The 21,299-nt window shown below is 56.8% G+C and carries 21 protein-coding genes and 5 tRNA genes; 8 read left to right on the top strand and 18 right to left on the bottom strand.

The genetic code is table 11. The annotated features are described in order from the left end of the window. Nucleotides 1–89: 89 nt before the first annotated feature. The 3 genes from nrdH to B142_RS0107150 form a co-directional block, all read right to left on the bottom strand. Complete coding sequence (gene nrdH / locus B142_RS0107160; RefSeq protein WP_026167934.1) at nucleotides 90–335, bottom strand: glutaredoxin-like protein NrdH; 246 nt, start codon at nucleotides 333–335, stop codon at nucleotides 90–92. A 497-nt stretch (nucleotides 336–832) separates the two neighbouring features. Then, nucleotides 833–955: a type B 50S ribosomal protein L36 gene (ykgO, locus tag B142_RS0107155; protein ID WP_018120863.1), complete on the bottom strand. Its 123-nt coding sequence runs from the start codon at nucleotides 953–955 to the stop codon at nucleotides 833–835. A 104-nt stretch (nucleotides 956–1,059) separates the two neighbouring features. After that, entirely contained in the window at nucleotides 1,060–2,508 is a 1,449-nt protein-coding gene (locus B142_RS0107150) for a sugar porter family MFS transporter (RefSeq protein WP_018120862.1), read from the bottom strand. Between the two features lie 41 nt (nucleotides 2,509–2,549). On the opposite strand from B142_RS0107150, the gene nadE reads away from it, so the two are divergent. After that, on the top strand, nucleotides 2,550–3,404 hold the full coding sequence (nadE, locus tag B142_RS0107145) for an ammonia-dependent NAD(+) synthetase (RefSeq protein WP_018120861.1): 855 nt from the start codon (nucleotides 2,550–2,552) through the stop codon (nucleotides 3,402–3,404). A gap of 41 nt (nucleotides 3,405–3,445) precedes the next feature. Here nadE and B142_RS0107140 read toward each other — a convergent pair whose 3' ends face one another. Further along, nucleotides 3,446–4,249, bottom strand: coding sequence for a fructosamine kinase family protein (locus B142_RS0107140; protein WP_328706752.1), 804 nt, complete (start codon nucleotides 4,247–4,249; stop codon nucleotides 3,446–3,448). A 41-nt stretch (nucleotides 4,250–4,290) separates the two neighbouring features. On the opposite strand from B142_RS0107140, the gene B142_RS12190 reads away from it, so the two are divergent. After that, nucleotides 4,291–5,100: an SNARE-associated domain-containing protein gene (locus tag B142_RS12190; protein ID WP_018120859.1), complete on the top strand. Its 810-nt coding sequence runs from the start codon at nucleotides 4,291–4,293 to the stop codon at nucleotides 5,098–5,100. Nucleotides 5,101–5,151: 51 nt separating this feature from the next. Here B142_RS12190 and B142_RS0107130 read toward each other — a convergent pair whose 3' ends face one another. After that, entirely contained in the window at nucleotides 5,152–5,694 is a 543-nt protein-coding gene (locus B142_RS0107130) for a hypothetical protein (protein ID WP_018120858.1), read from the bottom strand. Between the two features lie 96 nt (nucleotides 5,695–5,790). Here B142_RS0107130 and B142_RS0107125 point away from each other — a divergent pair, with 96 nt between their 5' ends. Continuing rightward, nucleotides 5,791–6,981 (top strand): cytochrome P450, encoded by a 1,191-nt coding sequence (locus B142_RS0107125; protein ID WP_018120857.1) that lies wholly within the window; start codon nucleotides 5,791–5,793, stop codon nucleotides 6,979–6,981. Nucleotides 6,982–7,555: 574 nt separating this feature from the next. On the opposite strand, the gene B142_RS0107115 is transcribed toward B142_RS0107125, so the two are convergent. From B142_RS0107115 to ramA, 7 genes are all read right to left on the bottom strand, one after another. Further along, nucleotides 7,556–7,628: transfer RNA gene (locus tag B142_RS0107115), tRNA-Ala, on the bottom strand. Nucleotides 7,629–7,832: 204 nt separating this feature from the next. Then, nucleotides 7,833–8,552 carry a DsbA family protein gene (locus tag B142_RS0107110; RefSeq protein WP_018120855.1) on the bottom strand — a complete coding sequence of 240 codons (720 nt, stop codon included), beginning with the start codon at nucleotides 8,550–8,552 and terminating at the stop codon, nucleotides 7,833–7,835. Between the two features lie 65 nt (nucleotides 8,553–8,617). Then, nucleotides 8,618–9,139, bottom strand: coding sequence for a MauE/DoxX family redox-associated membrane protein (locus B142_RS0107105; RefSeq protein ID WP_018120854.1), 522 nt, complete (start codon nucleotides 9,137–9,139; stop codon nucleotides 8,618–8,620). Nucleotide 9,140: 1 nt separating this feature from the next. After that, nucleotides 9,141–11,756, bottom strand: a complete 2,616-nt coding sequence (locus B142_RS0107100; RefSeq protein ID WP_026167931.1) for an ABC transporter permease — start codon at nucleotides 11,754–11,756, stop codon at nucleotides 9,141–9,143. A 2-nt stretch (nucleotides 11,757–11,758) separates the two neighbouring features. Further along, nucleotides 11,759–12,577: an ABC transporter ATP-binding protein gene (locus B142_RS0107095; protein WP_018120852.1), complete on the bottom strand. Its 819-nt coding sequence runs from the start codon at nucleotides 12,575–12,577 to the stop codon at nucleotides 11,759–11,761. A gap of 161 nt (nucleotides 12,578–12,738) precedes the next feature. Next, entirely contained in the window at nucleotides 12,739–14,001 is a 1,263-nt protein-coding gene (gene murA / locus B142_RS0107090) for a UDP-N-acetylglucosamine 1-carboxyvinyltransferase (RefSeq protein ID WP_018120851.1), read from the bottom strand. 93 nt (nucleotides 14,002–14,094) lie between these two features. Then, the gene (gene ramA / locus B142_RS0107085; protein ID WP_018120850.1) at nucleotides 14,095–14,937 is read right to left on the bottom strand and encodes an acetate metabolism transcriptional regulator RamA; all 843 of its coding nucleotides are present in this window, start codon (nucleotides 14,935–14,937) and stop codon (nucleotides 14,095–14,097) included. Between the two features lie 300 nt (nucleotides 14,938–15,237). Between ramA and cysK the strand changes: the two genes are divergently transcribed. Both cysK and epsC read left to right on the top strand, forming a co-directional pair. After that, a complete protein-coding gene (gene cysK / locus B142_RS0107080) occupies nucleotides 15,238–16,173 on the top strand; it encodes a cysteine synthase A (protein ID WP_018120849.1) in 936 nt (311 codons plus the stop codon). Between the two features lie 21 nt (nucleotides 16,174–16,194). Continuing rightward, nucleotides 16,195–16,761 (top strand): serine O-acetyltransferase EpsC, encoded by a 567-nt coding sequence (gene epsC, locus B142_RS0107075; RefSeq protein ID WP_018120848.1) that lies wholly within the window; start codon nucleotides 16,195–16,197, stop codon nucleotides 16,759–16,761. A 194-nt stretch (nucleotides 16,762–16,955) separates the two neighbouring features. Here epsC and B142_RS0107070 read toward each other — a convergent pair whose 3' ends face one another. The 3 genes from B142_RS0107070 to B142_RS0107060 all read right to left on the bottom strand — a co-directional run bounded on the left by B142_RS0107070 (nucleotide 16,956) and on the right by B142_RS0107060 (nucleotide 17,615). Further along, complete coding sequence (locus B142_RS0107070; RefSeq protein ID WP_018120847.1) at nucleotides 16,956–17,246, bottom strand: GNAT family N-acetyltransferase; 291 nt, start codon at nucleotides 17,244–17,246, stop codon at nucleotides 16,956–16,958. A 168-nt stretch (nucleotides 17,247–17,414) separates the two neighbouring features. Then, nucleotides 17,415–17,487: transfer RNA gene (locus B142_RS0107065), tRNA-Phe, on the bottom strand. 54 nt (nucleotides 17,488–17,541) lie between these two features. Then, nucleotides 17,542–17,615 (bottom strand) — tRNA-Asp (locus B142_RS0107060). Between the two features lie 173 nt (nucleotides 17,616–17,788). On the opposite strand from B142_RS0107060, the gene B142_RS0107055 reads away from it, so the two are divergent. Continuing rightward, nucleotides 17,789–18,625, top strand: coding sequence for an SDR family NAD(P)-dependent oxidoreductase (locus B142_RS0107055; RefSeq protein WP_018120846.1), 837 nt, complete (start codon nucleotides 17,789–17,791; stop codon nucleotides 18,623–18,625). 48 nt (nucleotides 18,626–18,673) lie between these two features. Here B142_RS0107055 and B142_RS0107050 read toward each other — a convergent pair. Both B142_RS0107050 and B142_RS0107045 read right to left on the bottom strand, forming a co-directional pair. After that, nucleotides 18,674–18,750: transfer RNA gene (locus tag B142_RS0107050), tRNA-Asp, on the bottom strand. Between the two features lie 31 nt (nucleotides 18,751–18,781). Then, a tRNA-Glu gene (locus tag B142_RS0107045) sits at nucleotides 18,782–18,854 on the bottom strand. A gap of 254 nt (nucleotides 18,855–19,108) precedes the next feature. Between B142_RS0107045 and B142_RS12185 the strand changes: the two genes are divergently transcribed. Next, the gene (locus B142_RS12185) at nucleotides 19,109–19,441 is read left to right on the top strand and encodes a metal-sensitive transcriptional regulator (RefSeq protein ID WP_039734012.1); all 333 of its coding nucleotides are present in this window, start codon (nucleotides 19,109–19,111) and stop codon (nucleotides 19,439–19,441) included. Here the strand turns inward: B142_RS12185 and B142_RS12180 are convergent, their stop codons facing one another. After that, the gene (locus B142_RS12180; protein WP_018120844.1) at nucleotides 19,442–20,920 is read right to left on the bottom strand and encodes a DUF4185 domain-containing protein; all 1,479 of its coding nucleotides are present in this window, start codon (nucleotides 20,918–20,920) and stop codon (nucleotides 19,442–19,444) included. Between the two features lie 103 nt (nucleotides 20,921–21,023). On the opposite strand from B142_RS12180, the gene B142_RS12175 reads away from it, so the two are divergent. Next, nucleotides 21,024–21,269, top strand: a complete 246-nt coding sequence (locus tag B142_RS12175) for a heavy-metal-associated domain-containing protein (protein ID WP_236588387.1) — start codon at nucleotides 21,024–21,026, stop codon at nucleotides 21,267–21,269. The last annotated feature ends 30 nt before the right edge of the window (nucleotides 21,270–21,299 follow it).

Here is a 21,299-nt window from a genome sequence, read left to right as displayed (position 1 = left end):
GTCTCTGCGGTCTATGGGAGAGGGGGGGATATGGAGTTATCACAGGTGGTGCTTGTCAGGCGCTACGCGCGGAGCACCCTAAGCGCGGTCTAGGCAGACGCGGTGGCTACGGTCTCAGCCAGTGCGCTCAAACGCTCTGGCCGGAATCCGGACCAGTGCTCGCCTTCTGCCTCCACAACTGGGGCCTGCAAGTAGCCCAGTGCCATGATGTAGTCGCGGGCTTCATCATCCATGGAGATATCGACAACGTCGTAATCCAGGTTGAGAGCGTCCAGCTTCTTTTTGGTCATGGTGCACTGCATGCAAGCTGGCTTGGAGTAAACGGTGATTGCCATGGGAGAGACTTCCTTGTCAGTACGCAAGTGGGCGAAAAATTCTAGTACTTAATTCTTTGATTGTGCGGTTTGTGAGGCAAGCGCTGCGGCTCGCTTCGACCTCATCGACACTATACTTTGTGGCGAATCGGCGCAATAACACTATATGTAGTAGTTACAACTGTGGAATCCCCTGCTGGTGATTTTCACAGCCCCCACATCTAGCTCGCCCCAGACAATTCCCGCTGCCGTCAAGAACCCCCCATCCGGCCATCGCCAGCATTTTCCCAGGATGCCCCACCAGAGCGTTATCAAATCGTTATACAAGGATGTAATTTCACAGGATGTGACAAGACTGTGAACAAATTGTGGAAACTTCTCACGGGAGTGCAACCAGAACTGAGCCCAGACAGAGGCAACGGGCTCCGGGGCTATGGAGGTATAGCAAAAACCGCCGACCCACTCTATTCCGAGTGAGACGGCGGCTTGCATAAAGCTTCAGAAGAAACCCAGGTGAATTAGCCCTGACGTGCCTTGAAGCGTGGATCTTTCTTGTTGATCACGAAGGTTTTACCGTGGCGGCGGATAACCTGGGCGCCCGGTTTCCTCTTCAGCGACCGAAGCGACTTGCGGACCTTCATCGGGCGCTCCTTTCTGTACGCGGCTACTACACAGCGTGTAGACAATAATTATCAGTGGCCACCCAAAAGCAGTGACCATAACACAAGCTGACAGTCTACCTATCTCACACCTGTTTTCCCAAATCCCACCGTTTCTCCATCACTTCACCGACTTCTTCCAGGCTGCGGCCCATGGTCTCCGGAATGAAGACCCGAACAAAGCCCAGCGCCACCACGCCCAGCATGGCGAAGGCGACGAAGGTTCCAGATCCACTCAAGACCTCCGTCAATGGCAAGAAGAACTGCGCGACGGCCCAGTTGGCTACCCACAGCGCCACACCGGCAATACCCATGCCCAGTCCGCGAGCCTGCACAGGCACGATCTCGGAGATCAACAGCCAGGTCGTCGGCGAGACCGCCGCCTGCTGGAAGGCGATAAACACGGCCATCATGCCCAACGAGATCAGCGCCCAGGTGGTGTTGCCGTCGGCAAGCGAATAAGTCACCGCCAAAATCAACAACGAGACGATATTTCCGGTCAACCCCCACGTCAGCAGGCGTTTACGGCCTACCACGTCAATGATTTTCAGCCCGACCCAACATGCAATCACCGAGACCACACCAATGACGATGGAGGTATAGACCGCGTTAGTCGTCGAGATGCCGACCTCGCTCATCATCGTCGGGGCGAAATAAATCACGGCATTGACCCCAGTGATCTGCTGCGTCACACCGATGAGCATCGCCAATAAAATGGTCACGCGCACCCACCGCAGCTTCTTGAATGCTTGGAATTCCTCGGACGTCTTCGCGTGTCCGGCAGCCGCGCTTTCCGGCACGCCACCTGTGCCTGCATCGTGTTGCTCGGCTTCGACGACGATGGACAGCTCTTCCAGCGACATGCCCGCACGGGCAGCTACCGCGCGGGCTTGTTCGGTACGGCCCCGGCGCGCCAACCAGACTGGGGTATCCGACAAAAAGATCATGCCAGCGGTGAGCATGGCACCCGGAATCGCGGCCATGCCCAACATCAAGTGCCAATTGCCCGTCGGCGCCAATGCGGAGTTGACCAAATAGGCCAGCAGCTGGCCGACGACGATCATCAGCGTATTCAGCGAGACCATGCGCCCGCGCACCGCAGCGGGAACTTTTTCTGCGATATACATCGGCACCACGATGGAGACCGCGCCAACCGCGACCCCCAAGAATGTGCGGGCGGTCGCTAATTCATTAACTGAACCGGCCATCGCGCACCAGATGGACCCAGCACAAAAGATCACGCCGTTGATGATCAGCGTCATGCGCCTGCCCCACCAGTCCGCCACACGCCCGCCGAGCAACGCACCGATGGCAGCTCCGACCAACAGCATGGCCGTTACGCGGCCCTCTTCGGCGGCAGACATGCCAAATTCCGGGCTGATATACAGCAGTGCTCCAGACATCACGCCGGTGTCATAGCCAAAGAGCAGGCCACCGATGGCCGCGAATGCAGCGACCATTTTTACGTAGCGGCGGGTCTCGGCAGTCTGCGCGCCGGAAATATCGCGCGCACTAGTCTGGTTATTCTCGGTCATTTTCACAAACACACATTGTGTCAGGCGACTAGGCTAAAACCATGCCGAAAAACCCCAGCAATAAGCAAGAATCAATCATAAAAGCCCTGGGTGTGAAGCCCTTAATCGATCCAGAAGAAGAAATTTCCCGGCGCGTTGGCTTCCTCGTCGAATACCTGCAAACCACCGGCGCGCACGGTTTCGCGCTCGGCATTTCCGGCGGGCAGGATTCCACTCTGGCAGGGCGCTTGGCGCAGTTGGCGGTAGAAAAAATGCGGACCGAAGGCCACCGCACAAAAGGCCACAGCGCGGAATTTTGGGCGCTGCGCCTGCCGCACGGCCACCAGCATGACGATGCCGATGCCCAGCTGGCGCTGGAATTCATCCAGGCTGATCACACCGCCAGCATCGATATTGCTCCCGCCACCACTGCCTTAGACCAGGCAGCCGCGGCGGCAGTTGGTGAGCCTAGTTTGAGCGATTTCAACCGCGGCAACGTGAAAGCTCGTCAACGCATGATCGCGCAGTACGCCGTCGCTGGCGCGCGCGGTTTATTGGTGATTGGCACTGATCACGCCGCGGAAAACGTCACCGGGTTTTTCACCAAATTTGGCGATGGTGCCGCGGATATTCTGCCGCTGGCTGGGCTGAATAAACGTCAGGGGGCGGCACTTCTGCAACACCTCGGCGCCCCAGAAGCGACCTGGCAGAAGGTTCCGACGGCGGATCTGGAGGACGACCGCCCGGGCCTTCCCGACGAAGAAGCGCTGGGTCTGCGGTATTCCGAGATCGACGATTATCTGGAGGGCCGCGAGGTCAGCACCGAAGCTGCTGCACGGATCGAACAGTTGTGGGACGCAGGCCAGCACAAGCGGCATTTACCAGCCACGCTTGCCGACGACTGGTGGCGCGGCTAGCCCCAGAATTAGCCCAGGGTTAACCGAGAATTAGCCCAGTATTACCCCAGAATCCGCAAGGTTGCCTGTGCCGCGCGCTGCAACGGGCCCGCATACGCGGGGCCGTGGGTCAGGCTGTGTACTGCCAGTGGGTGCAGCTGGTGCATCGGAATAAGTTCGCGCCAATTTTTCGGCAACGGGGACACCCCGTGGTAGCCGGCGATGATTTCGTCGAAATGCGGGGCCCCGAATAGATCCAGCATCGCCAGATCAGTATGCGGGTGCCCACCGTGGGCTGCGGGATCGATGAACACGGGAGCGTCAGTGCCAAACAGCAGGTTGCCCGTCCATAAATCGCCGTGGATGCGGGCGGGCCGCAGATTCCATTCGGTAGCACGAATGGCTTCGCAGGCGCGCATAACCTCGGCTAGTTCGTCGTCGGCAAGATTGCCTGCCCGGTGAGCCGCCTGTGCGAAAGGCTCCACGCGTTGGCGGGTATAAAACTCGCCCCACTGATCGCTCGGGGTGCATTCTTGCTGTTCGGTGCCGATATAGTTCGGCCCATCCCAGCCTTGGGGTGGTGCGCCAAAAGCCGGGGCTCCAGCGCCGTGAATACGGGCTAACTCACGGCCCGCTCGGCGAGCTACCTCCGGGGTAGGCGCAGCTGATTCCACGTAGGCGGTCTCTAATTCGTTGCGTTCTGAATTCAGTGACACCACTGCTGGCACGCATTCACTGGCCTCGGCCAACCAGCGTAAGCCGGCCGCTTCTGCCTCGGCGGCACGGTATTCATTCGGGCGTTTCACGAATGTTTGTGTCATATCAGCCGATGATACGCGCGGTGCCAAACAGCAACAGGCGTGAATCCCAGCACTATAAAACGATAATGGTGCTATAAAAGATCGATATGAGCGATGGAACCGCGGATGCGAATCACACCGGTAAGGACAGCACGGACACAGATTCCTGGCAGCAAGAACTGCCCAGTTTCATGCGCAATTTCGAGCGCTTCGACTGGATTCTGTGGGGTCTGCTGGCAGCCTCTGGAATCTACGGCCTTGCGCTGTTGCCGTTCCGCGCAGTGTTGCTGATCGATTACACCTTCGTATACACGGTGCTCAGTGGATCGAGTTTGTCAGTGCTGGCGCTCACGGCAGAAAACGAAGATAACGTCGGACTTATCGTCGCTGCAGTGCTGGTTGCAGCCGTAAGCATGGTGAAATTCCTGCCGCTGTTTTATCTCATCGGCAAACGCTGGGGCCCGATGTTTATCGATTATTCGTTCATGGGGCACCCGCCGTTGTGGTTCCGGAAGCTGGAGAATTTCATCTACCGGCACCCTGGTTTTTGTTTGTTGCTGTCGTTTATCCCATTTTCCCCGATCCCTGCGACGATCATTGTGGTCATCGCCGGTATCAAACGCACCAAAGGCTGGGTTATCGGTACGTATGTGCTGGTCTATGCCATCGCCCTGAAATGCTTCTACGTCTATTTGGGCCTAACTTTTGGTGCCACGGTGCGCGAAACCTTGGTGACCATCGAGCGCTATGTCACCTGGATTACCTTCGCGTTATTGGGTTACATGTTTTTCACGATGTGGCTGAAATCCAAGCGGAAGAAGGCACGTTTGCACACCATGGACGACGCCCATGGACTCAGCAATACGGACGGCAGGGCTGAGAAAGACGACCGGATCACGAAAGACGACGCGAACTAGTGGGAGAAGCTCGGTGCTAGCTCGCCGACGGGGCGACCCCACTAACAACAGCTAGCCCAGAGCCTGCGGGTTTTTCGGCAGCAACCGGCGAGTAACTACCACCATGAACGTGATCAGCAAAATAAACAACGCAGCATCAGCAGCAACGTAGAAATAGTGCGTGGTCGAGCCACCTGCAAAATTTCCGGCCAGCACGGCATCGGTACGGATATTGAGGATCGGGCGAATCACCAGAATTTTGATCGCCAACACCACGCTAATCGCGATGCCCAGGCCCCAGAGTTTCTGCCGCGACGGCCGCCCCAGCAGCCGCACCAGCGTCGTAATGAGTACGACGGCCAGGATGACCTCGACGATGTTCATCGCGAAAAACACCCGTCGGCCAATGCCCAGCCCCAGTGGAATCGTAATCCCTGGGGCGGTGAATTTCAGCGGTGCCTCGATCAGGGAAATGCCGATGATCAGGCCTAACCAAATCGCAGGCAGGAAAAACAGTAGGCTCCGTTTTCCGCGGCCACCTCCGATGGGTTCCGAAGCCAGCTTGCGTGCACTGCTTTTTCCGGCGCTTTTGTTCGAACTAGCAGTCTTTTTCATGCCTCCAGTTTAGCGGTTTGCCCTACTGCTATTGGCCAGAATTTTCTATTTCACATTTCTTATTTCAACAGAAAAATTTCTGTTAACCTCGAAATTGTGTCTGAAAAACTACCTTCTTCCCCTGACAAGCTAGACATTCGCACTTCCGACCCGGCCGGGCGTGATCCGTTGGCTTATTCCCACGACGTCCATGCCCATGGCTGCCCGATTGTGCATGACGACGCCGGAGATATCGTCGTTGTCGGCCACGCAGAAGCCACCCGCGTCGCCCAGGATGCCGAAACCTTTAGCTCCGCGGTCTCGCGTTATTTACAGATCCCGAACGGGCTGGATGGCGACAAGCACAGCGCTTTCCGACGCTTGCTGGATAACTACCTAAATGCCGACGAGGTTGCTCGTTACAGCGCAGATTTTCACCGGGTGGCCCGCGAGGTCATCGACGGATATCTTGCCGACGCCCCCGCTGCCGGGGATGAAGTAAGCGTCGATGCCGTGCAAGATTTGGGCTACGATTTTGCGGTGCGCGCCATGGTCGCATGGCTGGGATGGCCACGTGCGATTGAGCCCCGGATGAAGGAATGGGTGGAGAAAAACGCGGCCGCCACTCGCTCTGGACAGCAGCACCGCACCGCCCGAGTGGCCCAAGAATACGACGAGATCATCAACGAGGTCGTCGGCGAGGTTCGTGCTGCCGGGCAGGATTGCGTGACCTACCGCTTGATCAATGACACCAGTTTGGGCCGCGAGTTGGAATTCGAAGAGATCGTGTCCATCCTACGCAACTGGACCGGCGGTGATCTTGGTTCGATGGCAAAATGCGTGGGAGTTCTGTTGCACGCGCTCGCAAATAACACCGCCGTACAAGAGCGCATCCGCTCCGGCGTGTCTTCCGAGGAGCTGGTGGCGCTTGTCGACGAGATCTTGCGCATTGACGATCCGTTTGTTTCTAACCGGCGGGTCACCACCCGCCCAGCAACGGTGGGTGGCAAGCAAGTCGACGAAGGCCAGCGAGTGTATTTGCACTGGACTGCTGCAAACCGTGACCCGGAGACATTTGCCGACCCAGACGGCTTCGATCCAGAGGCGAATGCCGAGAAGAATCTGGTCTGGGGCACCGGGCCACATGCGTGCCCCGGCAAAGATCTGTCGATGGTAGAAATCGGCGCTTTTGTCGAGGAGCTGCTCGCAGTAGCCACCGTGAAGGCGAGTTCGCAGGCAGGCGCAGAACGCGATGAGCACCCGGTCGGCGGCTGGAGTAGCTTGCCGATTACTCTGCAACGGCGCTAAAAGCATAGCGCAAAATTCCGGCGCCTCTGCCTGGATTGGATCCGCGATAGTTAGCTTTACTATTGCTATCGCCTTGCTATCGCCGCTCGCTTAGCTCTTCTGCGCGTTCGCTATTTGGCTATAGACCCATTCCGCGCAAAAGAAAACAAGCAACGAAATACCCACTGGCCACACGCCGCCTATCCTTCCTGCCAACGCTAGCACCCCAAAAATGGCTGCACTAAGACCAGAAAGAAAAATAACAGCGGCGCATAGCTGCTTCTTTAACTGAAGCATTGGTTTTTGACCTCCATGATTCCTGAGGAGTCTCGTCCACGCACGAACTTACAATGTGTGCCGGTAACACAACAGACCCCTGCTCGGCTGATTAGCTGCCGCTTTCCGTATCTGTCCAAACCGGCTATTGCTACCTGCCATGAGTGGCATCACGACCGAAAAACGTGTCTCCATTGTGTCGAATATAAGTCGATGCCGGTCCCCTACAGTCTGTTTTACACAAACAAGAATACCCCGAATAACCAGCGTAGATACAGCAAAACCCCAGGCCATTAACGACCAGGGGAAATACAAAAAGTGGAGCTAACGGGACTCGAACCCGTGACCCCCACACTGCCAGTGTGGTGCGCTACCAGCTGCGCCATAGCCCCAGATTGAAACTCACAGCGATGATCAGTTGTTTTTCGCGGTCTGTTCAACGAATGTTGAGTTTACACTTTCACCTTATGCGCAAACAAATCCCGCGCTCAGCATAGGTTTTCGGAAGATTCTCTTCTACCCCAGGCTGAGTGCGAGAGGTGTCTGTGAAGCTGTGCTAGCTTTCGAGATCCGCACTGTTCTTAGCGCGCAGCGTATTACTTGGACCCAACAGCGACCTTCACCCAGTCGTTGATGTCGTCCACTTCCAAGTCTTTGCCATCCATCAGAACGCGTGGGGTGGAAACGCGACCCACCTTGGATTCCAAGTCTTTCCCATTGGCCTCGCCAGCTTCGCGGGCCTTCTCTAGGAACTTGCCATTGCGAATGTCCTCGACAGCCTCGTCAGATGCTTCCATCTGCGCGGCCGCATCAGCGAAATCATCAGGGCCCCAGCTACGGGCAATATCCTGCTGGTTTTCGAACATAGCTTCACGCAGGTTCCACAGGGCGTTGACGTCGTCATGCTCTGCTAATGCCAGCAGAGCGGCAACTGCCTGGGTGGAATGACCGTCGCCCTGGTTGTCCAGGAAAGTCATAGGGTGAATCGATACGGCCAGGTTTCCAGCGTTGATTTCTTCCAGAGCCTCAGCATCCGTGGCTTCTGCCAAGTGTGCGCAGTGTGGGCAGGAGAAATCCTCATACAGATCAACGTGTGGGGCCTTGTCGGCATCACCAAACGTCAGGGTGTTGCCGTCAAAACTCGTTTCTGCAGAAACTTGCTTGATCTCCCAATTGGCAAATTTCTCTGCTTTCGCACCCTGTCCAGCGATGACGATATACGCAATCACTGCTACCACGATGACCAGCACCGCGACGATGGCACCGATAAAGCCCGCGCTTGATTTCTGGTTCGGGTTGGTTACTTTCTTACTCACTCATCCACCTTGTTCTTCGTTGGTTCTCGCTAGCGAGAAGGTCTCAGTTAAGGATAAACGGCCGCCTACGGATAAATAGCTAAGCGTCGGAAAGGCCTGCGCGCAATCCACACGCTTAAGAAGATATAAAACACATCCCGCAGGATTGTGCGTAAATAGTTCATAGCCTGATCCGATTCGCTGATATCGACAGTGAAGCAACCGCAATCGATCATCAGCCCACGCGCCCAAGCGGACCCTACACCGATGATAAACAGCACGAGCACCGTCGTCGATACCCAACCCGCTGGTTTCAGGAACAAACCAAGAAGCAGGAATACTCCCCCGGCGATCTCCAGCGGGCCAATCAGATGTGCCAATGCCGAAGACCATTCCGGGGTAAAGATTTCGTAGCCCTCAATGGTCTGTGTCACGGACAAGTGCTGATTCAATTTCGCGGAGCCAGCACTGATCCAGATATAGGCCATATAAAACCGAGCGAAAGCGCTGATGGCCTCGAGCAGCCAGAAGCCTAGAGAGTGGCCCTTCCAGGTGCGTTTCGCCACGCCAACATCCTTGGGCTCAGTCGTGCTGTCCATATCGTTCATGCTAGTCCGCGATGGCTTCCAGCGGTGGTGTCTTAGCAGCCTTGCGTGCTGGCCACAACGCGGAAACCACGCCCACGACTGCCGCACCACCCAGCATGATCAGCACCTGATTCCACGGAATGACCGCTCCGCCGAGGCCTTCACCTGCCAGCACGTCGATAAACGCCCAGCCCAGGCCAAGCCCCGCAAGAATGCCCATGATGGCACCGAATAGCGCAATCTGGACGGCCTCAACAATGATCATCGTGCGAATCTGTCCACGGTAAGCACCAACTGCACGCAACATGCCGATTTCTTGTCGACGCTCTATCACGCCGAGTGTCAGCGTATTGATAATGCCCAGCACCGCGATAATCACGGCAAGCGCCAGCAGCGCATACAGGATTGACAGCATCTGATCGATCAGCTGGCTCGCCTCATCGGCATATTCGGCACCGGTTTTCACCTGAATGACCAGGAATTCCTTGACCGATTCCACCAGCCGCTCGCGCATCTCATCTTCACCGACGGAATCATCGGTGTTTACCGCGATCATTTGGATCGGTGCGGTATCGCCGTCCATGACTTCATCAACGGCAGATTGCGAGACCAGCAGGTTTTCGAAGATATCGTTCTCGCTGCTGTAAATGCCGGTGATGGTCACCTCGGTTTGTGTCCCCGCTTCCACGTCCACCGGCGCACCGGATTCATCAGAAGTTTCGGCGGTCTCGAGCGTCGTCAATGGCAGTGCCTGGCCCACACTCCAGTCTTGTGCTTTCGCTAAGTCTTCGCTAACCAGCACACCGGGTTCTGCGACCAAATCTGCCGACCCGTCGACGATATCCATCGCGACGAAATCCTGCGGGTTGCCGTCAATGCTGTTGGTAAAGGTATAGCCCGGACCATAGTTGTATCCGGCCTGACCGGCGATCTGCACTGGCGCCATGCGCATGGTCACTGTGCTTTCCACGCCGTCGGTTTCTGCCAGCGCACCCGGAACCGCTTGGGGTACTGGGAAGGATCCATCCTGCGGGCCGGTAGCCAAGAAATCAGCCGTAACGGTTTCTTCTAGCATGTCGCCGATACTGTTTTTCATGGTCGCACCCAGCATGCCAATGCCGGTGACCAGCATCATGCCCAGGGTCAGCGCGAATGCCGTGGCAGCGGTACGACGTGGCGAGCGGCGCGCATTCGTGGAAGCCAGCCGTCCCATAGAACCAAATGGCGCACCGATGACCCGTCCCAGCGCGGGCACGATGCCCATGCTGAATGCCGGCCCAGCCATGAAGTAACCGACGACTACTAAGAAGGCGCCGATGCCAACCAAGCTGGCGCGCAGGGTAGTTCCCGAATCGTCCAGCAGCATCGCCAGGCCCGCGGCCAGCACACCGGCGACGATAATGATGGTTCCGATGATGGTACGCACAGTCAGCGGCGCCCCGGCGGCAGATTCTGTCGAGCGCATGGCTTCGACTGGCTTCACCCTGCCCGCCCGGCGCGCCGGAGCCCAGGCAGAACCGATGGTGACCAGAATTCCCAAGATGATTGGCACGACAACGGCGGAGACCGACAAGCCGAGGCCCCCACCGTCGAAGGACATCCCGCGCGCTGATAGCACCGCGCGGATCACCGCAACCAAGCCGATGCCGGAAATAACGCCGAGCACCGAACCCAGGAAGCCGACGACCAGAGCTTCGACGACCACCGATCCGGTGATCTGGCGCTGGGAGGCACCGATAGAACGCAGCAGCGCAAATTCCTTGATGCGCTGGGCGACAATCATCGAGAAGGTGTTGGCGATAATAAACGTGCCCACCAGCAGACCGATCAGCCCGAAGGCAACCAAGAAGTAATTGACGAAGCTCAGCGCGTTGCTGATTTGTTCGGTCAAATCGTCGGCAAGCGCTTGCCCGGTTTGGGCTTCCACCTTTGGGTATGTCTCGTTGAGGTGGTCAACCAGCTGCTCGGAAGTGGTGCCATCGTGTGCGGCGACGGTCATCTGGCTAGCAATACCGTCCGGGTTAAACAGGTGCTGGTACGCGCCTGCCTCCATCAACACAGACAGCGAGCCCACTCCTTCTTCCAGGGCTGGGGTGTAGATTCCGCTGACGGTAACCTCATAGCGCTCATCCGGAGTGACCAGGATGATCTTCTCGCCGACGTTGATGTCTTGTTCTTCCGCGGCGGCGTCGTTAACAATGACTTCGCCCTCGCCGCGCGGTGCTGCCCCATCAATGATTTCATCGGCCTCACCCACCTTGGCTTCCGGCGGGTAATACATTTGCAGCGTCGACGTACCTCCGCCGACTTGGTAGGCCTCGAGGTTCTCATTAGCAACCACGACATTGGTGGATTCGGTGAGGTTGACCGCCCGCACGGACTCGTCGTCAGTAATGGCCTGGACAGTCTCACCATCAATGGCCGGGGAGCCTTCTGCCGGACTGACGGCCGCGTCCACGTCCTCATAGGCACTACCGACGGCTGCTGCAAACGTCGACGACAGCGAATTAGTGAACATGAACGCGCCAGAAATAAACGCGGTGCCTAGCATCACCGACAGCACCGTCAGCGCCAAGCGCAGTTTATGCGAGACGATATTGCGCACGGCGATGGTGCGCATGGATGTACGCTTCGCCATCTTTAGCCCTCAATTCCCGCCATGGTCTGCAAAATATCGTCCATGCTCGCCCCATACAGCTCGTCGACGATGGTGCCGTCCTTCAGGAAAATCACGCGATCCGCATAAGAGGCAGCACGCGCATCGTGCGTCACGATCACGACGGTTTGGTCATCGTTATCGACTGCGGTGCGCAGAATATCCAGCACTTCTGCCGAGGAATTGGAATCCAAGTTACCGGTCGGCTCATCACCGAAAATGATCTCCGGGCGCGAGACTAACGCGCGGGCACACGCCACGCGCTGCTGCTGGCCACCGGAAAGCTCTGCTGGGCGGTGATCCAGGCGCTTGGCCAAGCCCAAACGCTCCGTGACCTCATCGAACCAGGCTTGGTCTACGTCTTTACCGGCAATATTCAGTGGCAACGTGATATTTTCCGCCGCTGTTAGTGTTGGCACCAGGTTAAACGACTGGAAAATAAAACCGAGCCGGTCACGCCGCAGCTCAGTAATGCCTTTATCGCCAAGCTGAGACAGGTCCGTATCCCCGATGAAGGAATGCCCTGCAGAAGCCGCATCTAGCCCAGCCATGCAGTGCATGAGCGTGGATTTGCCGGAACCGGAAGGCCCCATGATCGCGGTGAATTTCCCCCGCTCAAAAACCACATCGACAGCGTCAAGCGCGACAACTTCCGTATCACCCGAGCCGTATTTCTTGGACAACCGATGCGCGCGGGCAGCGGGAACAGCTTGTGGTTCAGCCTGCGGGTCAACGGCATGTTTGCCAGTGGCGTGTTTGCCTGTGCCTGAGCTTTGCTGTGGGCCATTGTCGTGAGCCGTCATGTGGGTGCGAACCTTTCCGGAAAGTTTCGGCGAAATCTAGCGCGTGATTACTCCAAGCAGACTACCCGATGGGGCTCACACCCGGGCAAGGTTTTCCGGTATTCCCTGGGTTATTCCCCCGAAAACCCCGGTTTGTCCAGGCACTGCACCAGCAACCCTGACTATGCAACGGAGCGTTCGATGGTTGCCCCCAAACGCTGCAGATTCTCCACAAAATTTGGGTATCCGCGATCAATATGGTGCACGTCATGGACGGTGGTCACCCCGTCGGCACGCAAAGCTGCCAGTACCAAACCGGCGCCCGCGCGAATATCGGAGGACCACACGCTTGTCGACGACAGCTCATCGATGCCACGCAACACGACGTGGTGGCCATCCACTTGGGCGTCCGCGCCGAGTCGCTGCATTTCGTCCACGAACCGGAATCGCGCCTCAAACACGTTTTCCGTGATCACAGACATGCCGTCGGCAAGCGCGGAAATGCCAATTGCCATCGGCTGCAAGTCTGTCGGGAAGCCAGGAAACGGCAGGGTTTGGTAGTCGACAGCGACCGGGCGCTGGTCCATGCGCACGCGGAATCCGTTTTCGTACGATTCGATTTCGGCACCCGCGCTGCGCAGCTTTTCCAGCGGCAAATGCAGATGCTTCGGGGCAATGCCACCGACCGTAATATCGCCTTGCGTCATCGCCGCAGCGTAGGCCCACGTGCCAGCCACAATGCGATCGCCGATCACTTCGTGTTCGATCGGGTGTAGCTTGTCGACGCCGGTGATCACGATTTTCGACGTCCCGGCGCCTTCTACCTGTGCGCCCATGCCATTGAGCATGTCGCACAAATCAACAATTTCTGGTTCCCGCGCTGCGTTATGCAGGGTGGTCACGCCGGCGGTCAGTACTGCGGCAGTCAGGATGTTTTCGGTAGCGCCGACCGAGGGAAAATCGAGTTTGATTTCTGCGCCATGCAGGTTTTCTGCCTCCGCGACGACAGCACCGTGCTGGATGCGGGTAGTCGCACCCATTTTTTCCAGGCCTGATTGGTGCATATCGAGTGGACGCGAGCCAATCGCATCGCCGCCCGGCAACGCGACGACAGCGCGACCGCAGCGCGCAGTCAACGGACCAAGCACGCAGACTGAAGCCCGGAACTGCCGGACTGCCTCAAAATCCGCATCCGGGGATAACTTTTCGCTGCTAGGCGTGGTGATCCGTACGGTGGGACCATCGATGTCCACCTCACAGCCCAGCCCTTGCAGCACGTTTTGCATCAAGGGAACATCAAGGATTTCCGGGCAGTTGTGCAGCGTGGTCGTACCTTCTGCTAACAGCGCCGCGGCCATCAACTTCAGCACGCTGTTTTTGGCTCCATCGACTTTGACCGAGCCCTGCAAGCGTGCGCCACCGGTGACTAAAAATATATCCTTCACGGTGTTAAACAGTACCGATTTCTACCTTGCTTATGGTCGCATTCGGCCAGTCCGTCTGTGCTCGCAGAGTTTTTTGTGGGCTCACGCAGATTTTTACGGCAAGGCGCCAATGCGACGAGCCGCATTTACGGCCTCGTATCTAGTGTGTGCGCCTAGTTTACGCATGACAGAACGCAGGTAAGACTTCACGGTTTCTGCACCGATGCCCATTTCTTCTGCCGCTTCCACATTGGTATGCCCCAGCGCGACACATGAGAGTACGTCGAGCTCACGGGCAGACAACCGCGTAGATTGCTTCACGCGTACTGGCGAGACCATTTGTTCACACAGCACCTCGATTTCTTTGCGCATATTGTCATCATCGACGCGGTTAGCCAGCATGCGCAGTTTGGAATGTGTGGAACGCACCTGCTCCCATTCCGCGCCATTCATGCTGCGACTTGAGCGCGGCGTGGCAGGCACGGAGGCTTCGAATTGCCGTAGCGCAGAATTGACCGCGAAATCTTGTTCCAGACAACGGGCAGTCATCGTAACTTCTTCGATAACTTTGTCACCCAAGCGCACCGGCGAGTGCACACCCACGTACAACACCCCACGGATTTCGCGGCGCACGATGACTGGCACTGCCAGTAATGAATGCAGCCCTTCGTCCTGCATGACTTGGTCATTTTCGTGGCTAATGATGTTTGCACGCACGTAATCGGAAACACCTACCGGGCGCCGGGTGCTGACCACGCGCCCACCGACGCCGGTTCCTGGTTCCATGATGAGGTTTTGCAGCGCAGGTGTACGCAGCCCAACCCACTGCGTGATTTGCAGGCGGTTATCAGCCAACAAGGTGGCGTACATGGTGACGGGAATGCTGGTGGAATTTTTCAGCGTCGTGAGCGCAGAGCGGATGGCTTCGTCATCGTCTTTGACTAGTTGGGAATCCATGAAGTCTCCTCATCTGGGTGTACCCATTTGGGTGTTTCCAAAACCGCGTGACCTCACTGTAGCGTGAAAACGGGGGTAATACCTAACCCCGATCGACCCATCGGAAACTTCACACCAAGCTGAAACTTTCGTTGGCAAAACCCCCGACTTAGCTGTCTAGAATATAAAGACTGCTCTGTCTAGTCCTTTGCTGTATAGTGGTGCGCAGAAAGAAACCCCAATTTCATTGCAGAGTGCCGTGCATAGTCGCTACACAGACCAATGCATAGATTCTGCAGCCGCAAAGGAGATGAACAACAAATGGGTAAGGTATACGACAACATTCTGGACACCATTGGTGGCACCCCACTGGTTCGTTTGAACGAATCCGTCAAGGGCCTCAAGGCGAATGTCTACGCGAAGGTAGAATCCTTCAACCCAGCAAACTCGGTGAAAGACCGCATCGGCCGCGCGATCGTCGATGCCGCCGAGGAATCCGGCCAGCTGAAGCCAGGTGGCACCATTATTGAGGCTACCTCCGGCAACACCGGTATCGCCCTAGCGCTGGTGGGCGCAGCCCGCGGCTACAAGGTCATCTTGACCATGCCAGAAACCATGTCCAACGAGCGTCGCGTTCTGCTGCGCGCCTACGGTGCAGAAATTGTTCTCACCCCTGGTGCAGCCGGCATGCAGGGCGCCGTCGACAAGGCCAACGAGATCGCTGAGGCCGAAGACAACGCCATCCTGGCCCGTCAGTTCGCTAACCAGGCCAACGCCCAGGTGCATTACAAGACCACTGGCCCAGAAATCTGGGAAGACACCGACGGCAACGTCGACATCTTCGTTGCTGGTATCGGCACCGGCGGCACCATCTCTGGTGCAGGCAAGTACCTGAAGGAAAAGAACCAGGACCTGAAGGCTATCGCCGTTGAGCCAGCCGCTTCCCCACTGCTGACCGAAGGCAAGGCCGGCCCACACAAGATCCAGGGCCTAGGCGCAAACTTCATCCCAGAGATTCTGGATCGTTCCGTATTGGATGAAGTCATCACCGTCAGCAACGAAGACGCCGTCAAGGCTTCCCGCAAGCTGGCTGTTGACGACGGCATTCTGGGCGGTATCTCCACTGGTGCCAATGTCAAGGCCGCCTTGGAGGTTGCAGCTCGTGAGGAAAACGAAGGCAAGAACATCGTCGTGATCATCCCAGACTTCGGTGAGCGTTACGTTTCCACCTTGCTCTACGAAGACATCCGCGACTAATCACCTGTTAGGCTCTTGTCTATGTTCCAGATCGTGTCCCGCATCCGCGAAGATCTTCAGAATGCCCGTGAGCATGACCCTGCTGCACGCGGCACCGTCGAAAATGCGATCGTGTATTCGGGTCTACACGCGATCTGGGCGCATCGCGTTGCCCATTGGTTGTGGCAGCGAGATTGGAAAGGGCCTGCCCGGGTTTTAGCGCAGCTGAACCGATTTTTCACCGGAATTGAAATCCACCCCGGTGCAAAGATCGGTCGGCGCTTTTTCATTGACCACGGCATGGGTATTGTCATCGGCGAAACCGCCGAAATTGGTGACGGCGTGATGCTGTATCACGGTGTCACCCTGGGCGGCCAGGTGCTCACCCAAACCAAGCGTCACCCAACGTTAGAAGACAACGTCGTTATCGGTGCCGGCGCCAAGGTATTAGGCCCGGTGACGATCGGGAAGAATTCCTCGGTCGGTGGCAATGCTGTGGTAACCAAGGATGTTCCGGCTGATTGCATTGCCGTGGGCATCCCCGCTGTGGCACGTCCACGGAAGAAGGAAGAGTGTGAAAAACTGCGCGACCCGGATTACTACATCTAGTCTAGGCAGCTAGCTCTTAGGCATCTAGGAACCGCGCACTAGGCGCCCTAGCGGGGTGCACAGCGCGTGGTCCACACACATGGTTAAAGCCCGGGTATTTCCACCCGGGCTTTCCTGCTGCCTGCAAACCCTGGTTCATCGTGTGGATCTTCCCCTGGGCTTAGCCGCTGCGGAGTGGTTTCAGGCTAGCGCTTTTATTTCGCTACCAGCTCTTGGTATTCCTCGTTTTTCTGCAGGAATTTCTCGTATGCCGGGCAGGTAGGAATAATTTTGAGGCCGTTGTCCCGGGCGTGATCCAAGCTAAATTTGATCAATGGCTTGGACAGGCCGTTGCCTTGAAATTCTTCGTGCACCACGGTGTGGTCAAATTCACGGACGTCGCCGTTGTCTTTGTATTCAGAAAAACCTGCCAGCTCGCCGTCAACGGTTAATTCAAAGCGTGATTCTGCAGGGTTATCAGTGATTTGTTGGTTATGTGCAGTCATGAAACCTCTCCTTTGCTCATGTAGTTTCCGTGGATCGTGTGATCCTTGTGCCGGAAAACCTGACTCCCCCAGTATGCCAGCATTCCTGGCTCCCCTGTATCCGAGTCCGCATCCACGATGCACAAAGCCCGCCAGGATGTTTCTGTAAACATTCTGACGGGCTAGATGTGGCCAGAAGCGGGATCGAACCGCTGACCTTCCACTTTTCAGGCGGATGCTCTACCAACTGAGCTATCTGGCCAAGGAAAATAATCATAGCATTAACGTTTCCGTGAATGCCGGGCATTTTCCTGAGCGACCCTGACGGGACTTGAACCCGCGACCTCCGCCGTGACAGGGCGGCGCGCTAACCAACTGCGCCACAGGGCCTTATTAACTTTGTGTGACTTCGGATTCTGTCTGTGCAGACTCCGTTGCGCACGATGGTTAAGACTACCGTTTGTTTGCATACCTGAGCAAATCTGCACTACAAACACCATAAACCCGCCATCCGAACCTCTTCATCAGGCCCAAAGTTACGCGCATAAAGTTAAACTCCTAGTATGCCTATCGAAAATGTTGCACCCCGCACCATCGTCATCACTGGAGCATCAGATGGAATCGGTGCCGCAGCCGCACACACGCTACACAAGAACCGCCCGGGTGATCGGCTCATCATCGTTGGGCGTAATCCAGACAAGACACGCAGCGTCGCTAGTGCCATCGGCGCAGAGTATTTCACGGCAGATTTCGCTTCCCTGGCGGAGGTTCGAGCGCTTGCCGACGAACTCAACCAGCTGGAACACATTCACGCCTTGGCCAATAACGCCGGCGGCATTTTTGACGGCCCTGTGACCACAACTGATGGTTTTGAACTCACGTGGCAGATCAACGTTGTCGCGCCGTTCCTCTTGACTTCGCTTCTGCAAGATAAACTTCGTGCCGACGACGCCACCGTCGTACAGACTGCCTCTGTGGCGCATTTGTTGATGTCTTATTTTCGCCCGAAAGACCCAAACACCTTCCGGAATTTCAGTTCTTCCCGTGCTTATGGCAACGCGAAACTCGGCGATATGCTGTTGACTCGCTACCTCGACCTGCACGGACTAACAGCGGTGTCTTTTCACCCCGGCGCACTGGCGACCTCGTTTGCGCAAACGTCATCAGGAGTTATTTCCCGGGTTTATTCCAGTGTTGTGGCGAAAGCTCTCAGTGCTCCTTCTGTGGGCGGCGATAACCTAGCGTATTATTTGGCCGGAACTCCGGGGATTCATTTCGACTCCGGCGAGTATTACAACGAGAAACGCCGTCCAGGCAGGCAGCGTCCAATCGCGAAAAATTTGGTGGTCGCGCGTCGAATCTTCGACGATATGTCCAACAAGCTAGGCGTGAGTTGGTAAAGAAAAATCTCGAGGCACCGTTTCTACAACGATGACTCGAGATCTTGTTGGCGACCCTGACGGGACTTGAACCCGCGACCTCCGCCGTGACAGGGCGGCGCGCTAACCAACTGCGCCACAGGGCCAAACTGTGAAAGAGGTTTAGAAAGCTCTTTGTACCCCCAACGGGATTCGAACCCGTGCCGCTGCCGTGAAAGGGCAGTGTCCTAGGCCGCTAGACGATGGGGGCTAGCGTGTTCAACACCTTGTTTCCTTGGTGTCGGCGACTTGCAATACATTAATACATGCCGTGATATTACACAAAACGGCAGGTAATAGACCATTTTTAGCCGTTTGTATGCGGTGCTAAGCAACCAGTAATCTACGAGTATGAGCGCTGCGGATACCCCACAAGAACTCGCACAGACCATGAATACACAGACCATGGATACACAGACCATGGATACACAGACCACCGACGCACAAACCACAGACACACAGAACATGCAACGACGTACAGAACAGGACGACGATCATTGCCCGTGCACCCACCACGAGCATGGGTACAGCGCAGATAAATCCCGCTACCTGTCCCGTTTACGCCGCGTGGAAGGGCAAACTCGCGGGATTCAACGAATGATCGACGAGGACCAATACTGCATCGACATCATCACGCAGATCTCCGCGATCACCTCAGCATTAGAAAATATTTCCCTGGACTTGCTCAACGACCACATCCATTCGTGCGTGGCCGATGCCGCTACCCAATCTGGGCCACAGGCAGAAGCCACGCTGGACGAGGCCATGAAGGCCATCCGGAAGATCGTCAAGAGCTAGCTAGTTCAGCAGCGCGGCAGCTTCGGCGTCGTCAAGTTCGACGATCGTGGTGGTCTCATCAGTGGTCAGTTGCGGTATGACGGCGTCGTCTGGAGCCACCTCGGTAACATCCAGGACTTCCGCATCGAACGGCACAACGTCTGCATCTGGCATCGGCGCCGAGCGCAGCGCACGTGGCTGTATTGTGTCAGCCTCCGCAATACCGAAGAATTTATCCAGCCCACGCACATTGAATTGCGTGGAGTTATAGCGCGAATTGTTCGAGGTGTTCCACTGCGAGATCACCAAGTCCAGGTTATCCAGGGTTGAGCCGGGCGTGATGTAGCCACCATAGGGCTGCGAGAAGTTATCCGGCCCCTGCGGCTGGCTCCACGGCCCGTTGCGCACGATGGTCGCCACCGGAACGCGGTTCCAGTCGGTCGCCAGGTCCCGGGAAATCCGGACCTCCACGGCTAATGTCTGCTCGTTGAACATCGCGAGCACCCAGTGGCCTTGGATATAGCGCAAAGACATTTCTCCGGCCTGTACAGGCTCGCTGAGTACCGGGTGCAGGGTTCTTGTCGACGCCGACTCCCACTGCCCCGTCCGCGGGTTGAAATGTTGCCAGGCGCGCGGGTTGGTGAGCTCGCCAGGCTGCATACGGCTCAGGTACACGTCGTGCTTGCGGCCAAATTTCGTCGACACCTGATAGATCCAACCATCCGGGCCTTGCTCCCAGGACAGTAGCTGCATCAGCCCACCCTTATAGCCGCCGTCGATCGTGCCGACGGATTGCCAGGTAGCGCCGTGGTCGACTGATTTCCAAACTTGCGTGTGCGTGACGTTTCCCAATGGTTTATTCCACATACCCTGCATGTACAGGGTCCCATTGAGGTTGAGCAGGTCGGATGGGATCACGGTCAGACCGTTATTGCCGTGGGAATATTTAATTAGCTGTTCAGCTTTGGCGCCGTCATTCAGTGGCTCCAGGATTTCGATGCGCCCATCCTGGGTTTTCTGGGCGACGACACCAACCGGGCTCATCCATTCACCTTGCCCAAAACGCTGGCCACGGAAAGAATCGCCAAATACCACCGCAAATTTCTTACCCGGGGTGATTTCACGCATGATCCCCAGATCACCGGAATAAAAACCGGCGGCATCGGACTTGCCGACGCCGAGCAGATCACCCAACATCGTGACGTTGAAATCTTGGCGTGGCTGATGCGGTTGCCCTGGTTGGCCCGGTTGGCCCGGTTGGCCAGGCTGTTCCGGGCGTTCTGGCTGCGGTGCTGGACGCTCCGGCTGCGGTGCCGGTTGCAGGGCTGGCCTACTACCTTGCCCACCTCCATTGGAGGAGCTGAACGATGATTGCGCGTGGGCTGCTACCGGAGCCACACCAGAACCAACCCCAATGCTGAAGCTCATTCCCAACGCGATGGCCAGAGCATATGGCCGCTTTTTAGATGAAGGCCGCTGTGCGCGGCGTGGTTTTGTCATAACCAGCAATGTAGACCATCACCTATCCTTGTCATATACCCCATGGGGGTATAACATGAGGCGTATAGCGTCCCAAAAAACGATTACCCCAACAGAAAGGCTCATGATGTCGACCGAGAACGCATCCAACCCAGCAGCAACCTACAATGTCACCGGAATGAGCTGCGAGCATTGTGAAAAAGCCGTACGCGAAGAAGTATCCCAACTGTCCGGAGTTTCCGGCTTAGATGTCAGTGCCGCCAGTGGAGTACTCACCGTGCACTTCCATGAAGGCGCAGAAACCCCAGCTACTGATCAGGACATCATCGCCGCTGTTGATGAGGCAGGCTACACCGCCGAACGCGCATAACGCAGCGCATAAAACTGCGCACAAGACACC

Origin of the sequence: Corynebacterium propinquum DSM 44285, assembly GCF_000375525.1 — a bacterium.
Classification (GTDB): domain Bacteria; phylum Actinomycetota; class Actinomycetes; order Mycobacteriales; family Mycobacteriaceae; genus Corynebacterium; species Corynebacterium propinquum.
The sequence above is the reverse complement of the archived record's forward strand: the minus strand, read 5'-3'. Positions and strand labels throughout refer to the sequence as shown.

Bases quoted from the DNA above. Each gene is read 5' to 3' on its own strand.
- nrdH (WP_026167934.1), bottom strand. From the start codon at position 335: ATGGCAATCACCGTTTACTCCAAGCCAGCTTGCATGCAGTGCACCATG.
- ykgO (WP_018120863.1), bottom strand. From the start codon at position 955: ATGAAGGTCCGCAAGTCGCTTCGGTCGCTGAAGAGGAAACCGGGCGCC.
- B142_RS0107150 (WP_018120862.1), bottom strand. From the start codon at position 2,508: ATGACCGAGAATAACCAGACTAGTGCGCGCGATATTTCCGGCGCGCAG.
- nadE (WP_018120861.1), top strand. From the start codon at position 2,550: ATGCCGAAAAACCCCAGCAATAAGCAAGAATCAATCATAAAAGCCCTG.
- B142_RS12190 (WP_018120859.1), top strand. From the start codon at position 4,291: ATGAGCGATGGAACCGCGGATGCGAATCACACCGGTAAGGACAGCACG.
- B142_RS0107130 (WP_018120858.1), bottom strand. From the start codon at position 5,694: ATGAAAAAGACTGCTAGTTCGAACAAAAGCGCCGGAAAAAGCAGTGCA.
- B142_RS0107105 (WP_018120854.1), bottom strand. From the start codon at position 9,139: ATGAACGATATGGACAGCACGACTGAGCCCAAGGATGTTGGCGTGGCG.
- B142_RS0107100 (WP_026167931.1), bottom strand. From the start codon at position 11,756: ATGGCGAAGCGTACATCCATGCGCACCATCGCCGTGCGCAATATCGTC.
- B142_RS0107095 (WP_018120852.1), bottom strand. From the start codon at position 12,577: ATGACGGCTCACGACAATGGCCCACAGCAAAGCTCAGGCACAGGCAAA.
- ramA (WP_018120850.1), bottom strand. From the start codon at position 14,937: ATGGATTCCCAACTAGTCAAAGACGATGACGAAGCCATCCGCTCTGCG.
- cysK (WP_018120849.1), top strand. From the start codon at position 15,238: ATGGGTAAGGTATACGACAACATTCTGGACACCATTGGTGGCACCCCA.
- epsC (WP_018120848.1), top strand. From the start codon at position 16,195: ATGTTCCAGATCGTGTCCCGCATCCGCGAAGATCTTCAGAATGCCCGT.
- B142_RS0107070 (WP_018120847.1), bottom strand. From the start codon at position 17,246: ATGACTGCACATAACCAACAAATCACTGATAACCCTGCAGAATCACGC.
- B142_RS0107055 (WP_018120846.1), top strand. From the start codon at position 17,789: ATGCCTATCGAAAATGTTGCACCCCGCACCATCGTCATCACTGGAGCA.
- B142_RS12185 (WP_039734012.1), top strand. From the start codon at position 19,109: ATGCAACGACGTACAGAACAGGACGACGATCATTGCCCGTGCACCCAC.
- B142_RS12180 (WP_018120844.1), bottom strand. From the start codon at position 20,920: ATGACAAAACCACGCCGCGCACAGCGGCCTTCATCTAAAAAGCGGCCA.
- B142_RS12175 (WP_236588387.1), top strand. From the start codon at position 21,024: ATGATGTCGACCGAGAACGCATCCAACCCAGCAGCAACCTACAATGTC.